The sequence below is a fragment of the Exiguobacterium sp. HSB13 genome (assembly GCF_056764755.1).
Genome location: NZ_JBUZOM010000001.1, coordinates 812,433 through 827,540, shown reverse-complemented (window position 1 = coordinate 827,540; position 15,108 = coordinate 812,433). Strand labels below are relative to the sequence as shown.

The 15,108-nt window shown below is 46.8% G+C and carries 24 protein-coding genes; 14 read left to right on the top strand and 10 right to left on the bottom strand.

Annotated elements, in window-relative coordinates:
* Positions 1-8 precede the first annotated feature (8 nt).
* The 3 genes from ACZGCQ_RS04430 to ACZGCQ_RS04420 all read left to right on the top strand — a co-directional run bounded on the left by ACZGCQ_RS04430 (position 9) and on the right by ACZGCQ_RS04420 (position 1,544).
* Positions 9-812, top strand: coding sequence for a hypothetical protein (locus tag ACZGCQ_RS04430; protein ID WP_481265591.1), 804 nt, complete (start codon positions 9-11; stop codon positions 810-812).
* Positions 805-1,173, top strand: a complete 369-nt coding sequence (locus ACZGCQ_RS04425; RefSeq protein ID WP_481265590.1) for a hypothetical protein — start codon at positions 805-807, stop codon at positions 1,171-1,173. Before ACZGCQ_RS04430 ends, ACZGCQ_RS04425 begins: the two co-directional genes overlap by 8 nt.
* 89 nt (positions 1,174-1,262) lie before the next feature.
* Positions 1,263-1,544 carry a hypothetical protein gene (locus ACZGCQ_RS04420; protein WP_481265589.1) on the top strand — a complete coding sequence of 94 codons (282 nt, stop codon included), beginning with the start codon at positions 1,263-1,265 and terminating at the stop codon, positions 1,542-1,544.
* 57 nt (positions 1,545-1,601) lie between these two features.
* On the opposite strand, the gene ACZGCQ_RS04415 is transcribed toward ACZGCQ_RS04420, so the two are convergent.
* Positions 1,602-1,784 carry a hypothetical protein gene (locus ACZGCQ_RS04415; protein WP_481265588.1) on the bottom strand — a complete coding sequence of 61 codons (183 nt, stop codon included), beginning with the start codon at positions 1,782-1,784 and terminating at the stop codon, positions 1,602-1,604.
* A gap of 128 nt (positions 1,785-1,912) precedes the next feature.
* The gene (locus tag ACZGCQ_RS04410) at positions 1,913-2,548 is read right to left on the bottom strand and encodes an NAD(P)-dependent oxidoreductase (protein ID WP_481265587.1); all 636 of its coding nucleotides are present in this window, start codon (positions 2,546-2,548) and stop codon (positions 1,913-1,915) included.
* Between the two features lie 163 nt (positions 2,549-2,711).
* On the opposite strand from ACZGCQ_RS04410, the gene ACZGCQ_RS04405 reads away from it, so the two are divergent.
* Positions 2,712-3,143 (top strand): Rrf2 family transcriptional regulator, encoded by a 432-nt coding sequence (locus tag ACZGCQ_RS04405; protein ID WP_406747904.1) that lies wholly within the window; start codon positions 2,712-2,714, stop codon positions 3,141-3,143.
* A 17-nt stretch (positions 3,144-3,160) separates the two neighbouring features.
* On the opposite strand, the gene ACZGCQ_RS04400 is transcribed toward ACZGCQ_RS04405, so the two are convergent.
* The 3 genes from ACZGCQ_RS04400 to arr all read right to left on the bottom strand — a co-directional run bounded on the left by ACZGCQ_RS04400 (position 3,161) and on the right by arr (position 4,378).
* Positions 3,161-3,337: a hypothetical protein gene (locus ACZGCQ_RS04400; protein ID WP_156501836.1), complete on the bottom strand. Its 177-nt coding sequence runs from the start codon at positions 3,335-3,337 to the stop codon at positions 3,161-3,163.
* A 105-nt stretch (positions 3,338-3,442) separates the two neighbouring features.
* The gene (locus tag ACZGCQ_RS04395; RefSeq protein ID WP_481265586.1) at positions 3,443-3,958 is read right to left on the bottom strand and encodes a hypothetical protein; all 516 of its coding nucleotides are present in this window, start codon (positions 3,956-3,958) and stop codon (positions 3,443-3,445) included.
* 18 nt (positions 3,959-3,976) lie between these two features.
* The gene (gene arr, locus ACZGCQ_RS04390; protein WP_481265585.1) at positions 3,977-4,378 is read right to left on the bottom strand and encodes an NAD(+)--rifampin ADP-ribosyltransferase; all 402 of its coding nucleotides are present in this window, start codon (positions 4,376-4,378) and stop codon (positions 3,977-3,979) included.
* 199 nt (positions 4,379-4,577) lie between these two features.
* On the opposite strand from arr, the gene ACZGCQ_RS04385 reads away from it, so the two are divergent.
* The 3 genes from ACZGCQ_RS04385 to ACZGCQ_RS04375 all read left to right on the top strand — a co-directional run bounded on the left by ACZGCQ_RS04385 (position 4,578) and on the right by ACZGCQ_RS04375 (position 6,125).
* Positions 4,578-5,108: a hypothetical protein gene (locus ACZGCQ_RS04385; RefSeq protein WP_481265584.1), complete on the top strand. Its 531-nt coding sequence runs from the start codon at positions 4,578-4,580 to the stop codon at positions 5,106-5,108.
* 154 nt (positions 5,109-5,262) lie between these two features.
* A complete protein-coding gene (locus ACZGCQ_RS04380) occupies positions 5,263-5,682 on the top strand; it encodes a MarR family winged helix-turn-helix transcriptional regulator (protein WP_481265583.1) in 420 nt (139 codons plus the stop codon).
* Between the two features lie 20 nt (positions 5,683-5,702).
* The gene (locus ACZGCQ_RS04375) at positions 5,703-6,125 is read left to right on the top strand and encodes a MarR family winged helix-turn-helix transcriptional regulator (protein WP_481265582.1); all 423 of its coding nucleotides are present in this window, start codon (positions 5,703-5,705) and stop codon (positions 6,123-6,125) included.
* A gap of 68 nt (positions 6,126-6,193) precedes the next feature.
* On the opposite strand, the gene ACZGCQ_RS04370 is transcribed toward ACZGCQ_RS04375, so the two are convergent.
* The 4 genes from ACZGCQ_RS04370 to ACZGCQ_RS04355 all read right to left on the bottom strand — a co-directional run bounded on the left by ACZGCQ_RS04370 (position 6,194) and on the right by ACZGCQ_RS04355 (position 9,579).
* Positions 6,194-6,724, bottom strand: a complete 531-nt coding sequence (locus ACZGCQ_RS04370) for a hypothetical protein (protein WP_481265581.1) — start codon at positions 6,722-6,724, stop codon at positions 6,194-6,196.
* A gap of 271 nt (positions 6,725-6,995) precedes the next feature.
* A complete protein-coding gene (locus ACZGCQ_RS04365; RefSeq protein WP_481265580.1) occupies positions 6,996-7,787 on the bottom strand; it encodes an ABC transporter permease in 792 nt (263 codons plus the stop codon).
* The gene (locus tag ACZGCQ_RS04360) at positions 7,784-8,578 is read right to left on the bottom strand and encodes an ABC transporter permease (RefSeq protein WP_481265579.1); all 795 of its coding nucleotides are present in this window, start codon (positions 8,576-8,578) and stop codon (positions 7,784-7,786) included. The genes ACZGCQ_RS04365 and ACZGCQ_RS04360 overlap by 4 nt, the downstream gene beginning before the upstream one ends.
* Entirely contained in the window at positions 8,575-9,579 is a 1,005-nt protein-coding gene (locus ACZGCQ_RS04355; protein ID WP_481265578.1) for an ABC transporter ATP-binding protein, read from the bottom strand. The genes ACZGCQ_RS04360 and ACZGCQ_RS04355 overlap by 4 nt, the downstream gene beginning before the upstream one ends.
* A gap of 141 nt (positions 9,580-9,720) precedes the next feature.
* Between ACZGCQ_RS04355 and ACZGCQ_RS04350 the strand changes: the two genes are divergently transcribed.
* The 3 genes from ACZGCQ_RS04350 to ACZGCQ_RS04340 all read left to right on the top strand — a co-directional run bounded on the left by ACZGCQ_RS04350 (position 9,721) and on the right by ACZGCQ_RS04340 (position 12,020).
* Positions 9,721-10,104, top strand: coding sequence for a hypothetical protein (locus ACZGCQ_RS04350; RefSeq protein WP_481265577.1), 384 nt, complete (start codon positions 9,721-9,723; stop codon positions 10,102-10,104).
* Positions 10,105-10,258: 154 nt separating this feature from the next.
* Positions 10,259-11,344, top strand: coding sequence for a GGDEF domain-containing protein (locus ACZGCQ_RS04345; protein ID WP_481265576.1), 1,086 nt, complete (start codon positions 10,259-10,261; stop codon positions 11,342-11,344).
* Between the two features lie 64 nt (positions 11,345-11,408).
* Complete coding sequence (locus ACZGCQ_RS04340; protein WP_481265575.1) at positions 11,409-12,020, top strand: YdeI/OmpD-associated family protein; 612 nt, start codon at positions 11,409-11,411, stop codon at positions 12,018-12,020.
* On the opposite strand, the gene ACZGCQ_RS04335 is transcribed toward ACZGCQ_RS04340, so the two are convergent.
* Positions 12,009-12,290 (bottom strand): ATP-binding protein DrrA1-3 family domain-containing protein, encoded by a 282-nt coding sequence (locus ACZGCQ_RS04335; RefSeq protein ID WP_481265574.1) that lies wholly within the window; start codon positions 12,288-12,290, stop codon positions 12,009-12,011. The two genes, ACZGCQ_RS04340 and ACZGCQ_RS04335, sit on opposite strands and share 12 nt — an antisense overlap.
* Positions 12,291-12,582: 292 nt before the next feature.
* On the opposite strand from ACZGCQ_RS04335, the gene ACZGCQ_RS04330 reads away from it, so the two are divergent.
* From ACZGCQ_RS04330 to ACZGCQ_RS04315, 4 genes are all read left to right on the top strand, one after another.
* The gene (locus tag ACZGCQ_RS04330; RefSeq protein WP_481265573.1) at positions 12,583-13,443 is read left to right on the top strand and encodes an alpha/beta fold hydrolase; all 861 of its coding nucleotides are present in this window, start codon (positions 12,583-12,585) and stop codon (positions 13,441-13,443) included.
* A 43-nt stretch (positions 13,444-13,486) separates the two neighbouring features.
* Positions 13,487-13,873 (top strand): hypothetical protein, encoded by a 387-nt coding sequence (locus tag ACZGCQ_RS04325; RefSeq protein WP_481265572.1) that lies wholly within the window; start codon positions 13,487-13,489, stop codon positions 13,871-13,873.
* Positions 13,874-14,035: 162 nt separating this feature from the next.
* Positions 14,036-14,698 carry a type 1 glutamine amidotransferase domain-containing protein gene (locus ACZGCQ_RS04320; RefSeq protein ID WP_481265571.1) on the top strand — a complete coding sequence of 221 codons (663 nt, stop codon included), beginning with the start codon at positions 14,036-14,038 and terminating at the stop codon, positions 14,696-14,698.
* Positions 14,699-14,751: 53 nt separating this feature from the next.
* On the top strand, positions 14,752-15,039 hold the full coding sequence (locus tag ACZGCQ_RS04315) for a putative quinol monooxygenase (RefSeq protein ID WP_481265570.1): 288 nt from the start codon (positions 14,752-14,754) through the stop codon (positions 15,037-15,039).
* The last annotated feature ends 69 nt before the right edge of the window (positions 15,040-15,108 follow it).

Here is a 15,108-nt window from a genome sequence, read left to right as displayed (position 1 = left end):
TTATTTCTATGGCATCAATCGTAAAGAACAGTTTCATTTCCGCGATATTGTTCGCTTTCTTGTACGCACTGATTGCTGGGCTTGAGATGGGGAATCCAGCAATCTACGGCACGTCCTTCACCGACTTCTTCCTGATTGGTCTACTGTTTGCCGGTCCAGTCATCCTAATCGGCGCACTCTTGACAGAAGGGCTGCCGCGCCTGTTATTCCGTTCGACTATTTCATTCGCACAACGAATCATCCTCAATCAAGTCATCGCGTTGTTCGCAAGCATCGTCCTCTATCTACTTGTGCAACCACATTCGTTTTCACTCGTTCTGATCGTATTCTGTTCTGGTGTAGCGTTGATGTATCTTATCGTCTCCGAGTCGGCACGGAAGTATCCGTCATTCCTACCCTATCTGTTCGGGTGGCTCGGTCGGACCGTCCTTAGCTTTTTTCTATTTCTACATTTATTTGGATCGATGACGATGATGGTACCGTTTATGTCCTACACGGTGCAGTTGGTCAATGACCACTTGGACGCAGTCATGCTGTTGTACTTCAGCAGCATCGCGCTAGCTGACATGCTGTTAGCTGTTCGTTTTACGAAGCGTTCGCTACCGTGGACGACACATCTCCTCGTTCATCAAGGCACGGTCTTCGTGTTTGCTGGCGCGTTCATTTTGTTGACTTCGCTTCCTGCGGTATTTTTCACCGGAAACGTAGTCGCTGCCTTTTTATATGTGATGGTCACCCGTCTATTCATCGTCATGAAAACCGGGAAGGAGGAACACCATGATCCGTCTGTCATTTCGACTACTGATGACTAACTGGATTTTTTTAATGCTGTATCAACATCTCCCGTCGTCACCACGCCTTATGGCCAAGGCGGACGCTGGGTATTATTCAGGTGTTTTTGAGACATTGCTGTCGTTTATGATTGTCATCACGGTCGGCGGCATCCTGACTGACGCGATTCGTTACTTCAGCTTCCGAACGCGACCACTTTCCTTTACATCACATCTCTTCCTGAATCAAGGCATCGCCTTCCTTATTGGTGGCATCTTATTAATCGTCTTCAATGGTCTGTTTCAACCGCTCTATTTTCAGGCAATCGCGAGTAGCGCCGCTTTTCTCTATTTTTTGATGACACGTTTGACATTACTATACAAGAACGATTCAGCTGTTTGAAATCAGCCACATTCTTACATTTTTGTTAGGTAAGAATGACAAGCTGGGCATTATACTGAATGTATCGTTCAGTAAAGGAGACATGCCGCATGTTTCGTCAAAAATCACTTTTGTACTTACTGATATTCTTGTCCTTCGGTTTCGCTTTTGACACGATCACGGGAGCGTCTCTCATTCCGTTCGTTGAACCCCTTCATCAATTGATCGCCTCACTTACGCTAACGATCACGACTGTCTGTTTGACACTGTTCTTTCTGTTCTACCACGGCGTTCGTCCGCATCTTGAATTACTGATCGTCCTCTCCTTTTTGATTTTGACGAGCGGCATTACGTTCTTCTTCGTCTTCTTGAACGCAATGACTGTCATCTAACGTCACCAAAAAGCCCGTCTTCTTCAAGGAGACGGGCTTTGATCGGCAATATGTAGATCACGGTTTGGCGTGAAGTTCCGGCAACGGATCGCTTTCACTCGGCCAATTGATTTGTCCTGCGTAATGATCCTCGATCGTCGCGACGGGTTCCGAACGCTCGAACCGGGACGGTTGCGTCGATGTCGTACAGACGATCAAGACAGCTAACAAACTGATGATACTAAACATTCGTCGCATCATGATTTATACTCCTTTAGTCGTTTCTATTCTCATATTAAACAAACCATGCTTCTATGCCATCCGTCCTCCGCCGTATCTCGTCATCCGCCCATTAAAAAAAACCGACTACATGAGTCGGTCTGACACCATCACCCTTGTTCGCCAACGACCGAGAACCGCTCGTTGAGATGTTGCGCGTTTTCTAGCTCATCGACTACAGCGATAGCGTAATCCGCGTAACTGATGTAGCTTTCCCCTTTTGCGTTTAGAATCATCTGCTCGCCGCCGACTGTATAGGTTCCTGTGCGTTGACCATTCGGATCAAAGAATCCAGCGGGGCTGAGATACGTCCACGTCACGTCGTGTTGCCCTTGCAGATCGATCAAGTTTTTTCCCATGTTCGAGGCTGTCGGATAATACGCTTCCGGGAAATCCGGTGTTTCCATGACACGTACTGTATGCTCGGCATCGACGAATAGGCTTCCCGCCCCACCGACGACGAATAGTCGTGTCTTGCTTCCTGCTAACACGTTGATTAAATGACGCCCGACTTCGATATGTTTCGTTTCCTCACCCGGTGCTGCATTAAACGCATTGACGATGGCGTCAAACCCGTTCAAGTCGTCTTTCGTCAGCGCGAGCACATCGCGCTCGAGAATCGTGACGTCTGCCGTCACTTTTGCGGCATTACGGACGATTGCCGTGACGTCATGTCCACGTTTGATTGCTTCTTGTACAATCAACCGCCCTGCTTTTCCTGTTGCGCCGATGATTCCGATGTTCATGATGATTCCTCCTTTTGATATGTAACTAATTTGATTACATGTAACCAATATAGTTACAATTATTTTGTTTGTCAACAGTGTTGTTTCTATTCCCCGTTTCTTGCCAAATGAACAATACGACGTATAATGAGAGAACAATGTTTTTAAGAAGGAGGGTCATCCGTTGGCCATCAGTACTCGTTTTTCCGTCGGCATCCATATTCTCTCGTTGATTGCGACCGACGAGAAGATGACATCCGACTTGATTGCTGGCAGCGTCAATACAAATCCGGTTGTCATTCGTAAAATCATGAGCATGCTGAAAAAAGCTGATTTGATCGCGGTCCGTCCGGGTGTCGCCGGTGCGCGACTTGCCCGTCCGTTATCTAGGATCACGCTGCTTGACGTCTATCACGCCGTCGCTGTCGTGCCGGACAAGGAATTGTTCGGCGTCCATGCCGCACCGAATCCAGATTGCCCGGTCGGACGAAACATCCAATCGACGGTCACACCCATCTTCGAGCTTGCGCAATCTGCTCTTGAGAAGGTACTCGCTCACGTCACACTGGATGATATCGTCAGTGAAATCGAACAAAAAGAAGCATCGTCCTCGTAAGGGCGATGCTTCTTGCTTTAGAAAAACCATTGATACAGTAGATATCCTCCACCGAGGACGACAAGCACCGCGAGCATCTCCAGACCACGCATCCCGTCGTTTTGCCCACGTGGTACGGCACTACCGAGACCTTGATCGACACCATCGCGGAGATGATCAAGTGGTTGTTTCTTTTCTTGTTTGAAGCGAGACATATAAACGCCCCCCTTTTTACATATTGTACCATTCCATCTTCACCTTGCAGTACATTCTGACAAAAAAATACGTGGTAGTGCTTATCTTACATTCAATAAGTTTCTCTATTCATTTCGAAGCAATTTCATGAACCCCATCTTTTCAATGATCAAAACATCCTGCTCGAAGCGTTTGATAGAATGTTTTGATGCTTGTTCGTCAATCACATTCGGATGACCAAAGCATACATTTAGTATCGAATTAAGTTTCTCTGCCTCACCGCCGATGAAGTAGTGAGACATATAGGTGTCGTCTTCTGAAGCGATGACGACGAATGTCGCCATATCAAGCACGCCTTCGACGCTTTCTGCTGTCAGGAGTTTGTCTTTCACAGATGCATTCTGAAAGTCATACGATTCGATGGAGGCAATCCTACTTTTTAACAGATTAAGAATTGATTTTCGGTAAATACAATAGACGCCAACGATCGTTTCAATGGGTGGAACGAACGGATCTTCGAGGATTGTGATCCATCGCTCATCCTGTTGATTCAGGCGGATGGCATGTAAGTGATTGACCAATAATTGATCAATGACGTTCACGTTCGTCGGTTGGATCGATTTAAAATCATATACAGGCAAGTCTTCTCCCCCGTTCGTTTAGTCGATGATCGTATCCTTCCCTTCTGCTCGTAACCGCTGAAGCGATGCTTTCATCGTCTCAATCTCCTCGTCCGTGTGACGTTCCCACGTTCCGAGTTCGGCGATGATTTTCACCGGTTCAGTCGAGCGATACGACCGGGTCGGATTGCCAGGGAACCGTTTGTTCGTCAAGTTCGGATCATCCTCGTACGCTCCGAGTGGCTCGACGAGGTAGATATGCTCCGGAGCGTCACCTTGTGCGAGCTCAGCGCCCCACTTCGCTGCATCAAGTGTTGCCGTGAAATAGACGTGCTGGAGCGGTTGTTCGCGAAAGTTCGACGCGTGTCCCGGCTTCAATTCGTCACCGATTTGCAACGTAGCTTTCGTGCCATGAAAAAACGGACCTTCGACTGGTTTCATATCATCGCCTCCTAACTGGATACATTCAGTATAGACAGTCGACTCATTGAGATGTAGTCTGTTTCAAAATGAAATTTCACGGTATACTTAAAGCAAAGGAAGACGATTTGTCGTCAGATTGTAACTCGTTTTTTGTCTAACCATCAGGCATCATGGGAATAGTCATTTTACATATACTTTAGGAGGTCATCCGTTCAACGTGAAGTTCTTTAAAGCTTTAGCGAAAACCGAAGAGGCTGTCTGGATTCCAGAAGCCGAGTGGCAAACCGTTTGTGAGCAAGAAGGACTGACCGTGCCGAATCATCCGCAGGAGCAAATCGTTGGGCTCGCCTACAATAATCAACGTCAAGTCGTTGAAGTCACGCGTAATTTGCGTCCACCGGCACTCAGTTATTACGTCACGATTCTTGAACCACCAAATAATCGATCCCTCATCTCAAAACGTTCGTTTTTAACCGTGCTTCATGAACGGACGGAGCGCACGTCCCTGACCGAATACGGTACATTTTGTTTGCTTGAGATCAACGTCCGTGAGGAAGGGCTCGGTGAGCGTGGTCTGTTACTTGAGTCGTTAATTCATGACATTGAAACAAAGTATACCCATTACGCGATTCGTGGTGATTATTCAACAATTACCTTGCAAGGACGTGTCTCGGATCAATGTTTTACGAAGTATGGATTCCGATTAATGGATTCTTATCTCACCTTATCAAACGGGCTTCCTTCCTGAACCGACCTGACATATTCAGGTCTTTTTTTGTACAGTTCTTAGACAATGATGGGAAGTGATGGGTTTGCGTTCAAACTAGTAGCACTACATATTTTTAATATGGTATGGTAAAAGTAATTCATCAGCAGTACATTCTACATTTAAGAGGTTCCCCATGACAACAATGACAGAGACATATCCCATGGCATGCTGGCAGACGATTTCAACGTATCATAATCAACAAATCAAGCGCGTCAATGCTTTCTTGAAACAATGGGATCTCTCCCATACGAATCTTGAAGTATTGCGTTGTCTACAGACGACCTCATGCACGAGCCAGAAGGAAATCGCTGAACGGATCCAAGTGACCGATGGCACGATTTCACACGGAATCAAGCGTTTATTCGATCGGCAACTCATCACCCGCAAGCGCAAATGGAAGACGAACTATTTGCTATTGACGGAAAAAGGAACAGCCATTCTGCAAGAAGTGTTGCCCGCTTACGAACGTTTTCAACAAGAACAATTCGCCGCCTTGACGGCTCGACAACAGGAAGAATTAATCCGTTTCTTCGATAAGCTCAACCCTGCATGACAGAAGAGGAGGAAAAAATCATGACCTTCACATTCGAATCTTCAATGCACCACTGGAACGCCATTCAGCGGATCCATGCCCGTTATTCGAAAGAAGTCAACGATGTATTGAAACCAAAAGGACTCTCGAAGTCACAATTTGATTTATTGATGACGTTGTATCATCAAGAGAGTGCGACGCAGAAATCACTTGAACGCACGCTCGAACTCTCAAGCGGTGCCATTTCGCAAACGGTCAAGAAATTGCTTGCGGAACACCTCGTCATTCGAAAACGGATCAACCGGGAAAAACGGATTCTCTTGACGGAAGATGGTGCAGCGCTGATTCAAACATCAGCTCCCGAGATCGAAGAGATTGACGATCGCTATTTCCGTGCTTTCTCGAATAAGGATCATGAAACATTTGATCAATTGCTGCACAAGATGCAAAGCGATCATTTTTAAATGGGCGTGATCATTAAAACAAAAGAGTCCTTCTCTCTTCTGAAAGCACAGGAGAGAGAAGGACTCTTTTATTGTTCAAATGGGAACACATTCCTTTTATCTGAATCCGACAATCCCTCTTTTTTCCGAGTCCACCATGCAATTAAGCTCGCAATTAATAAAATGCTTGCCCAGTAAATCAAGAAAGTATTGCCATTGAAGAACTGACTATTCATATGGGGTGAAGGTACTGACGTAATACTCGTTAAATAACCGTCATCGATCGTTTCATTCTCCGCTATGACTTGTTGTTTGACGAAAACTCGATACTGGCTGAACTGCTCGATTTGATAGAGAATGCCACACACAAGATAGATCATCGTACTGATTGATAGACCAATCAAGGATAAAAAACGTAACTGCGCTGCTCTCATCCATTGCACCACGAGACCGATGCCGAATGGAAAAATGAATAGGAGTAGTAAGAGAGGTAGAAAACCTAGATTTCCATTGCCGCTGCTTGATTGTGGATATACTTCCGTCGAGCGACCTAAGGATACGAGAAGTCCACTAAAGATGCTCAATGCTACTAACAATCGGTCTACTCTTACGACTCTCATCTCACTACACTCCTCCTTTGAATAGAGTTTGTAATCCATATGTCTCCCCTCTTCATTATACAAAATCGAAACGCTAAAAATTTCCTTTTTCAGGAATTAAGGAAACGGATTATTCTTCTTTATTGTATTTTTTAGCATCACTCATTGATTTACACAGATGACATCGCCGATCTCTCAATTACGCAAAATTTACTAACGAGCGGATTTAAAAATATGAGATCACACCGAAAAGAACCTTGAAGCGTAGCAACGCTTTAAGGTTCTCCTTATTTCATGATCCCGTACTCGCAAATGCCTTCAGTCCGAACAACCAGAACCGATAGGCGATCAAACAAGCGATGATCGCGACAAGTGGTGTCGCGACCGCCATTGCGCCGTAACCTCTTCCGTCAAAGAAATACATCGCCGGATAAAAGGCGGTGAAGCCGAACGGGATGATGTAGGTCAAGACGAACATCAACACCTTCGAGTAGATCGTCATCGGGTAACGGGCAAAATCACTCAGACTGAAGACCGCTGAGACGATCGGTAGACTATCGACCATCCAGAATGAGAACGTCGCAAAAAACAGGTTGATCGCGATATAGAGTAATCCGCTCGATAAGACAAGGACAATCAACATCAAGACATCACCAAAGCTCCAGATCATGTTGAGGTGATCGGAAGCAACATAGAGTACCCCACCACCAATCAACAGTTGACCGAATCCGTCTTGTTGAACGCGCTCAGCGACAATTTGAAATAACGGATTGACGGGGCGCATCAACAACCGATCCAGATTCCCGGTCCGGATGTACTGCCAGCCGATTGTCCAGAGATTATCAAAGAAAATATGATGTAAGGCTCGTCCTAAAAAAGCGATCCCGTAAATGAATAGAATCTCGTAAAAGTCCCAGCCGTTTAGCGTCTCGATATGCTGAAAGACGACCGACAGGAAAAAGAGTGAGGCGAACTGTTGACCAAATACCGACAAGACACCGATCAAAAAATCAATCCGGTATTCCATCATGACCTTAAAATGACTTTTGGCATACAACCAGTAGAGTGTTATGTATCGTTTCATCCGCCGAATACCGTCACTTTCCGGATCGCGAGCGCAAACGTGATTCGCAAGATGACGAAGAACCCAATCAACCAGCCGATTTGAATCAGTAACGCCTGCAGAATGCCGCTTGCCCCGATCTCTCCCGTATAAATCGCGACCGGGACATAGACGAGTGAAGCGAACGGTAAGTACAGACTAATCGTCTGAAACCAGTCCGGAAACAGCGTCAACGGAACGATCGCACCGGACATGATCGTGATGACAGCGTCCTGTAAGACGGATAGTCCCCAAATGTTGACGGTGTAGAAGGCGAAGATGCCGACGAGCAGGTCAATCAACGTCGCAAGCAACACGGCACAAAGAACACTGCCTACGAAGGCGAGTCCAGCCAGCCACGACTGTGGTCGATCCACGCCGATGAACAGGATTGAGACGAGAACGAGTGGCAGGATCGAGCGGAACAAGACCGAGACTTTTGAGCCAATATCTTGAGCGAGTAATTTATCGAGCAAGTGATACGGACGGAGCAACTCGATTGCAATCGCCCCTTGTTTGATCATCCGGGCAAGATCACGTCCGGCACCCCCGCGGAACTGATCGATCATCGTCGCAAGCACCGCATAGGTCAGCATCGTCGACAGCGAGATACCGGAGACATCGGTCTTATTGGCATAAACGGCTTGCCAGAAGAAATAGAGGATGAACAAACGCATCATCACGCTGAACATGCTGGCCCAGTACCAGGCTGTGTAGGCGAGATCGACCTTGATTTGGGACCGCATCAACGCAGTATATTTGCGGATTCTCATGCGCTGATCCCCGCTTGGTACAGTTTTCGGATTAACGTCTCCATCTTCGGAACGGACACGGAGACATCCCGAACGACGTAAAGCGAAACGATTTCCTTGATGACTTGTCCGCTCGATAGCTCACGGTCGTCAAAGGCGAGCTCATACGTCAGTTCATCCGTCGTAAATAAGATCACGCGGTTGATCAACGCTGTCGGTAAAGAAAACGGCACCGGTTCTTCAAGCGTAATTCGAAGCGTCCGCTCGTGGCTGAATGATGCCTTTAGTTGATCGATCGTATCGTCATAGATGATCTTGCCGTCGTCGAGGACAATCACCCGGTCACAAACCTCCTCGATGTCCTGCATGTCGTGCGTCGTCAAGATGACAGTCGTTCCCCAACGGTCACTCATCTCGCGGATGAAGTGACGGATTGTCTCCTTGATCTCGATATCAAGCCCGATCGTCGGTTCGTCGAGATAAACGACTTTCGGTCGATGCAGGAAGGCTGCTGCTAACTCGCAACGCATCTTTTGACCGAGCGACAGTTGCCGCACCGGTACGTCAAGGAGCGGTGCAAGCTCGAGCTTTTCCCGAAACCACGTGAGCGTTTCGTCAAACTCTGACTTTGGTACTTGATAGATTTCCTTTAACAGCTCAAACGATTCTTGGACCGGAATGTCCCAGAACAGTTGTGTCCGCTGACCGAAGACGGCTCCGATTTGTGACGCGTTCTTGACGCGATCGGTGTGTGGATCAAGTCCAAATACCCGGACGTTCCCCGCGTCCGGACGAAGGACACCAGCGAGCATCTTGATCGTCGTTGATTTCCCGGCACCGTTGAAACCGATGTAGCCGACGCGTTCTCCAGCTTCAATCGTTAAATCAATCGCTTTGACTGCCTCTTTCGTCCGGTATGTCCTGCGAAAGAGTGCTTTAATTGCCCCGCGTAGTCCTGGTTCCCGTTGGAGGATTTGATAGTGTTTCGTCAGTCCTTTTGCCTCAATGGCATATGTTCGCATATATTCTCCCCCTTTTGTGCAAACGCTTTCCGAAAACGTAGTATACCAGAAAAATCCAAACTTCTTCCATCTCTTTTGAAAATTTTTCTCGATATTCTGACGCCGTCGCGTAATAATAGATGAAAAAGGAGTGGTCTGACCATGATCTTACGTCATATGACACATCGACATCATATGAAATCGATCGTGACACGCGGCGGCTTGTCACCGACATTTCAAATTGACGCACCAACAGGCTGGATTGCCTTTGAAGTGGATCCTCCAAGCGCAACGTATCAAATGCATTTTCATCAATTGAAGAGTGATTGGCAAGATGGAGATGTCGTCACGCTCGAATTCGATGGGGAGCGGATGCAAGCAGCTGGATTTGAGATGCTACAATCGGAAGAGGACGATCGCAGTCAACAGGCAGAGAGATTAGGAGTATCCATCGAGGAAATCGGCTCGTATGTATTCATTCGCAATTTCGTCTCACTTGATTATCTAATCGAGTCTTCACGTGAGAAAGTCTCAGAGTATTATTGATTTTGAAAAAGAAATTTGATCTTTTTAAAAGATTCGGAAATCAAGATATTTTCATACATCTTTAGGGTATCATTGGCTATATAGAATAAATATTCACTGAATGAAACATTTTTTTGTAGTTATTTTTCAGAACTCATTTGAGAGGAACACGAACATGTGGAATACATTGAATCATCTTATCCTCAACGTCGCTCTGACCTTTTTCTTCGTGCTCATCTCTCTGTTCTTTTTTAAACGATTTCAGTTTCGAAATACGCTTGACAGTTGGTTGAAGAAAAATCTGTTAGTACTGATTCTTGCGACAGGTGCCGGCTACTGGGTCATCCATAATGCCATCACCTATGAGGGATTCCGTTTCGATTTGTCGATTACTTTGATCGTCATCGCTTTCATCTATGGAGGCATCAGTAGCGGCTTCATCACGACCCTCGTCTTTGCTTCCCTTCAAACGTTCATTTTTGATTCTGCTCATGCCTATTGGCTGATCGGTACGTATCTGATTGTCAGCGTCATTGTCTTGTACTTGCAAAATGAAGCACCGGATCGATTCATCTCGTTTCCGATCATCTTCACCATTGCACTCATTCTCTGTTTACCATATGTCCAACATGTCCAACCGAATGACATGACGGCGATGACGATCTTTCTCGTCGGGAATGGCTGTGCCGGTCTCCTTTTGCACAGCATTTTGCATCAAGTCCGCTGGCACTTCAATCAAGTCCGGATGCATCGGCGTCTCGCCTTGACGGACACGTTGACAGGGCTTGATAATCGACGTCGTCTAGAAGAGACCGTCCAACGTTACAAATCCCAACAGACAGACTTTTCGATCATGATCATCGATGTCGATCATTTCAAGCAGGTCAATGATACCTACGGTCACGACCGCGGTGATCATATTTTACGGCAAATCAGCTCTTTGCTTGCATCGTACTGCCCCCCAACTTGTGTGCTCGGACGATTCGGTGGTGAAGAGTTCATGATGCTGTTGCCGGAGCATTCGTTGCCGGAGACGCGTCGACTCGCGGAACAAATCTGTGAAGCCAGTGCTAAGCGGTCGTATGAGTTATCAGCGACGGAACCGCTGCAAGTAACGTTATCGATTGGCGTGTCCCGACAAACTCATCAACCGTCTGAGACCCATAATTTTCTGCAGACGATTCAGCAAGCAGACGCCGCTCTCTATCAAGCGAAAAAGAGCGGTCGGAATTGTGTCTTTCATCATGACCCGTTGCGTTGAATATGAAAAGTACCCCCTCTTATGACGATGAGGGGGTACTGCTATCTGGAATGGAGGAACAAACGTGAAAATCACGAACGCCTTACGCTTTACTAATCGCAATGACTTTCGACAGTGGCTGATAAAACACGCGGATCACGCGTCCTTTTGTTGGGTGATTCTCAGTCGAAAACAAGTCGGGAATGGGTTACTTTATCTCGATGCCGTAGAGGAGGCACTTTGCTTCGGCTGGATCGATGGAATTGCGAAGAAGACTCCGGATGGTGAACTCGCGCAACGCTTTACACCGCGTCGAAAGAACAGTAACTGGACCGAATTGAATAAGGAACGAGTCCGTCGCTTAGAACGTCTCGGCTTGATGCAACCGTCCGGACGACAGGTTCTACCAGACATGCGCGCTGATGCGTTCGTCATCGATGACACGATCCAAGCGCGTCTTCAAGAAGACCCGATCGTCTATGAACAGTTTAATGACTTCCCGGAACTCTATCGACGCATTCGGATTGATACGATTCAAAGTGTGCGCAAGGATCCTGTTCTCTATGAAAAACGTCTGCAGACCTTGATCGAAAAAACAAAACTGAACCAGGTGTATGGTCAGTGGAATGACGGAGGTCGTCTCTTACTCGAAGATGTGCCGGTGACAAAATCAGAGGCTGATCGGTCAGACCGCTAAGAAGATCTCTTCTAACGATTGGCGTTCGATCTGTACCTCGTAGACTTTGACGTCTTGTTTTGCAAGCATGACGAGTAACTCTGGAATATCTTCTTCCGTCGTTAGAGTTAGCTGTGTATACTCATCGGTTTGTGACAAAAGTCGAGCGTATGCTGGCAGATGCGATGGCTCTACTCGCGGAACAGTCCGAATACGGATTTGAATCTCCTGCCTCATCGCTTCTTGTAAGGACGCAACGGTTCCGCAGCGGACGATTCTCCCCTCCGCCATGATGGCGAAACGGTCACACATCTTTTCGATCTCATTTAAGTTATGCGAGGTCAAGAAAATCGTTTTCCCTCTCGCTTCTAATTCAAGCGTTCTTTTACTTTTGTGACAACGACTCCAAGTCCGTATAAGGTAACGACTGTTAAGAACATCGTGATGATTGTTTCCATGTGAATTCTCCTCTATGTAAATGACGTGTTATCTTACTCTACGCTACTCCTTAAAGAAAGTTTCCTTATTTTTCAATTCCCAACATTCTCCTCATGGTACAGTAAAAGAAAAAAGGAGACGGCAAATGAAACGTTATACGATCATCTGTCAGCAACAATCCGTCCACATTACGGAATGGGGAAATAAACATCTTCCGACGATCGTCTGCCTCCACGGACTTGGCAGTACGAGTCTCAGCTTCATCGAAATCGCCGAAGCGCTCGCGGACGAATTCCGTCTTATTGCACTCGATTTACCCGGTCACGGCAAAACACCAGCTTTTGCAGATCCCCTACACTATCGCATGAAACCCTTTACGGACTGGATCGACGAAGTCTTACACATCCTTGATGTCAAGCGGTTCTATGCCTTATCGCACTCGTGGGGCAGTGTTCTCTCGCTTTATTATTTGATTGAACATGCAGACCGTGTGCTTGGTACGATCCTAATTGACGGCGGCTATCATAGTAAACGACTTTACGGGCGTTCCGTAGAGGAAGAAGTGGGTTTTTATGAACAAGATTTCGAGGATTCCGTTTCGACATGGGACGAATTTTTGGATGTTGCCGTCTATTCTCCGGATGCACGTCGCTCGCCCTCCCTCGATCTAGCTGGTGCCGATCTCCTTCGGATGGAGGAAGGACGATACCACTGGCATGCGCGAGGAGAGACGGCTGCTGCGATCGTACGCGCGCTGCATCACGAGGATATTCTTGATTTCCTCCCGGACGTTCCACCAGTAAACATTCAGTTGTACGTCGCAACGTTACCGACGGATCAAGCAGCTATTCGTCAGCAAGCAACGAACCGATTACATGAGATGACGCAAGCGACGGTCCATTTCGTCCCGGAGACAGGACATCTATTACACTGGGATCGTCCCGATGTCATCGTTGAGGCGATTCGTCATCATTGGTCGCCTGGAAAAAGATTGTCTTCCGTTTAAAAATTGGTTTATTATGGAATTAAAGTAAAAAGGAGGGGTTCATATGCTAAAACGGTTAACGTTCGTTTGTGTAACCTTATGCGTCGCGATCGTCGCCGTGCTCGTCGCAGCACGCCACTCAACTGGAAACACCATTTCGTTTGAAGAGCCGTTATCGGTTTACCTCGCGATCGGACTAATCATCTTCTTATTCTTACCACCGCTCGTCCTATCATTTTTCGAACATCCTGTCCTGAAGATCATCAATATCGTCTATCAATCCTTGATCGTCTTCAGCTTCGTCGGACTGATTCCCGTCGGCTTCTTGATTCCGAACGGATCCTCGACGATCATTGTCGCTGTCCTTGGAACGGTCGCGAGTCTTGCCAGTGTCATCGTGACAGTGCGAAGTCACTCGATTTTAGCTAACTATTCTTCTGACGTACGTTAATCTATCTTTCAAACTGCTTCCGCCGTCATGGTGGAAGTAGTTTTTATTTTTAAGTATAAATTTATTTATCGATAAGCTCATTTTTATTAATTTGTTTTTTGATTCAAGCGGGCGTATTCTAATCACGTAGCCAATCGGCAAACGAAAAAGGAGGAACATATCATGAGTAAACACATCTTAATGGTCGTCACGAACGCGAAAGAAATGAAGGAAGGTCACGCGACAGGACTTTGGTTGTCGGAGTTCGCAGAAGCATACATTGAGTTCAAGAATGCAGGATATACGGTAACGGTTGCAAGTCCGAACGGCGGCGAATCACCAATCGACGATCGGAGCCTTGAAGACGAAGTCCCAGCTGAGATCCAAGCGACAGCTCCACTCTTGAAAGAGACACTTGATTTAAAAGCAATCCAGGACTTCTCAGCATTCGATGCAATCTTCATGCCAGGTGGACACGGAACGATGTTCGACTTACCACAAAGCGATGCCTTGAACAACGCCCTTCGCACATTGTTTGAAGCGAATAAAACAGTCGCTGCAGTCTGCCACGGACCAGCTGGACTCGTTAGTGCGACACTTTCAGACGGAACACCACTCGTCGCTGGAAAAACAATCGCAACGTTCACGGATGAAGAAGAACGCGCGACAGGTCTTGACGTCTACATGCCATTCTTGCTCGAGACACGTCTTCGTGAACTCGGTGCGAACATCATCACGGCTGACAACTTCACGGAAAATGTCCAAGTCGACGGAAAACTCGTCACGGGTCAAAATCCACAATCAACGATCGCAGTCGCGAAAGCTGTCATTAATACACTCAACTAAACGAAACAAGAGATCCTTTGGATGAAGGGTCTCTTTTCATAGGAGGTTATTCGATGATTCAACTGATTGCCCGGATCGAAGCGCATCCGAATCAAGGCGAACAGCTCGCTTCTATCATCGAAGGTGTGATCGCACCTTCTCGTGCCGAGGCAGGCTGCCTGACGTATCAGACACATCGCGCCATCGACAATCCGAACGTCTTCTACTTTTACGAACAATGGCGTGATCAAGACGCTTTCGATCAGCATGTCGCCTCACCGCACTATCAAACGTACCGTGCGGACAGTGCCAGTCTTGTCGCTGATCGAAACTTGACGTTCTTAGATGACGTATCGAAATAATGTATATTTCGTACAAAAAAGTCCAATCCTCTAAGCAATTGCTTGGGGATTGGACTTTTTTAACTTAAT

Bases quoted from the DNA above. Each gene is read 5' to 3' on its own strand.
- ACZGCQ_RS04365 (WP_481265580.1), bottom strand. From the start codon at position 7,787: ATGAAACGATACATAACACTCTACTGGTTGTATGCCAAAAGTCATTTT.
- ACZGCQ_RS04350 (WP_481265577.1), top strand. From the start codon at position 9,721: ATGATCTTACGTCATATGACACATCGACATCATATGAAATCGATCGTG.
- ACZGCQ_RS04325 (WP_481265572.1), top strand. From the start codon at position 13,487: ATGCTAAAACGGTTAACGTTCGTTTGTGTAACCTTATGCGTCGCGATC.
- ACZGCQ_RS04355 (WP_481265578.1), bottom strand. From the start codon at position 9,579: ATGCGAACATATGCCATTGAGGCAAAAGGACTGACGAAACACTATCAA.
- ACZGCQ_RS04360 (WP_481265579.1), bottom strand. From the start codon at position 8,578: ATGAGAATCCGCAAATATACTGCGTTGATGCGGTCCCAAATCAAGGTC.
- ACZGCQ_RS04430 (WP_481265591.1), top strand. From the start codon at position 9: ATGGCATCAATCGTAAAGAACAGTTTCATTTCCGCGATATTGTTCGCT.
- ACZGCQ_RS04330 (WP_481265573.1), top strand. From the start codon at position 12,583: ATGAAACGTTATACGATCATCTGTCAGCAACAATCCGTCCACATTACG.
- ACZGCQ_RS04410 (WP_481265587.1), bottom strand. From the start codon at position 2,548: ATGAACATCGGAATCATCGGCGCAACAGGAAAAGCAGGGCGGTTGATT.
- arr (WP_481265585.1), bottom strand. From the start codon at position 4,378: ATGAAACCAGTCGAAGGTCCGTTTTTTCATGGCACGAAAGCTACGTTG.
- ACZGCQ_RS04380 (WP_481265583.1), top strand. From the start codon at position 5,263: ATGACAACAATGACAGAGACATATCCCATGGCATGCTGGCAGACGATT.
- ACZGCQ_RS04320 (WP_481265571.1), top strand. From the start codon at position 14,036: ATGAGTAAACACATCTTAATGGTCGTCACGAACGCGAAAGAAATGAAG.
- ACZGCQ_RS04375 (WP_481265582.1), top strand. From the start codon at position 5,703: ATGACCTTCACATTCGAATCTTCAATGCACCACTGGAACGCCATTCAG.
- ACZGCQ_RS04400 (WP_156501836.1), bottom strand. From the start codon at position 3,337: ATGTCTCGCTTCAAACAAGAAAAGAAACAACCACTTGATCATCTCCGC.
- ACZGCQ_RS04335 (WP_481265574.1), bottom strand. From the start codon at position 12,290: ATGGCGGAGGGGAGAATCGTCCGCTGCGGAACCGTTGCGTCCTTACAA.
- ACZGCQ_RS04345 (WP_481265576.1), top strand. From the start codon at position 10,259: ATGTGGAATACATTGAATCATCTTATCCTCAACGTCGCTCTGACCTTT.
- ACZGCQ_RS04415 (WP_481265588.1), bottom strand. From the start codon at position 1,784: ATGATGCGACGAATGTTTAGTATCATCAGTTTGTTAGCTGTCTTGATC.
- ACZGCQ_RS04370 (WP_481265581.1), bottom strand. From the start codon at position 6,724: ATGAGAGTCGTAAGAGTAGACCGATTGTTAGTAGCATTGAGCATCTTT.
- ACZGCQ_RS04315 (WP_481265570.1), top strand. From the start codon at position 14,752: ATGATTCAACTGATTGCCCGGATCGAAGCGCATCCGAATCAAGGCGAA.
- ACZGCQ_RS04425 (WP_481265590.1), top strand. From the start codon at position 805: ATGACTAACTGGATTTTTTTAATGCTGTATCAACATCTCCCGTCGTCA.
- ACZGCQ_RS04420 (WP_481265589.1), top strand. From the start codon at position 1,263: ATGTTTCGTCAAAAATCACTTTTGTACTTACTGATATTCTTGTCCTTC.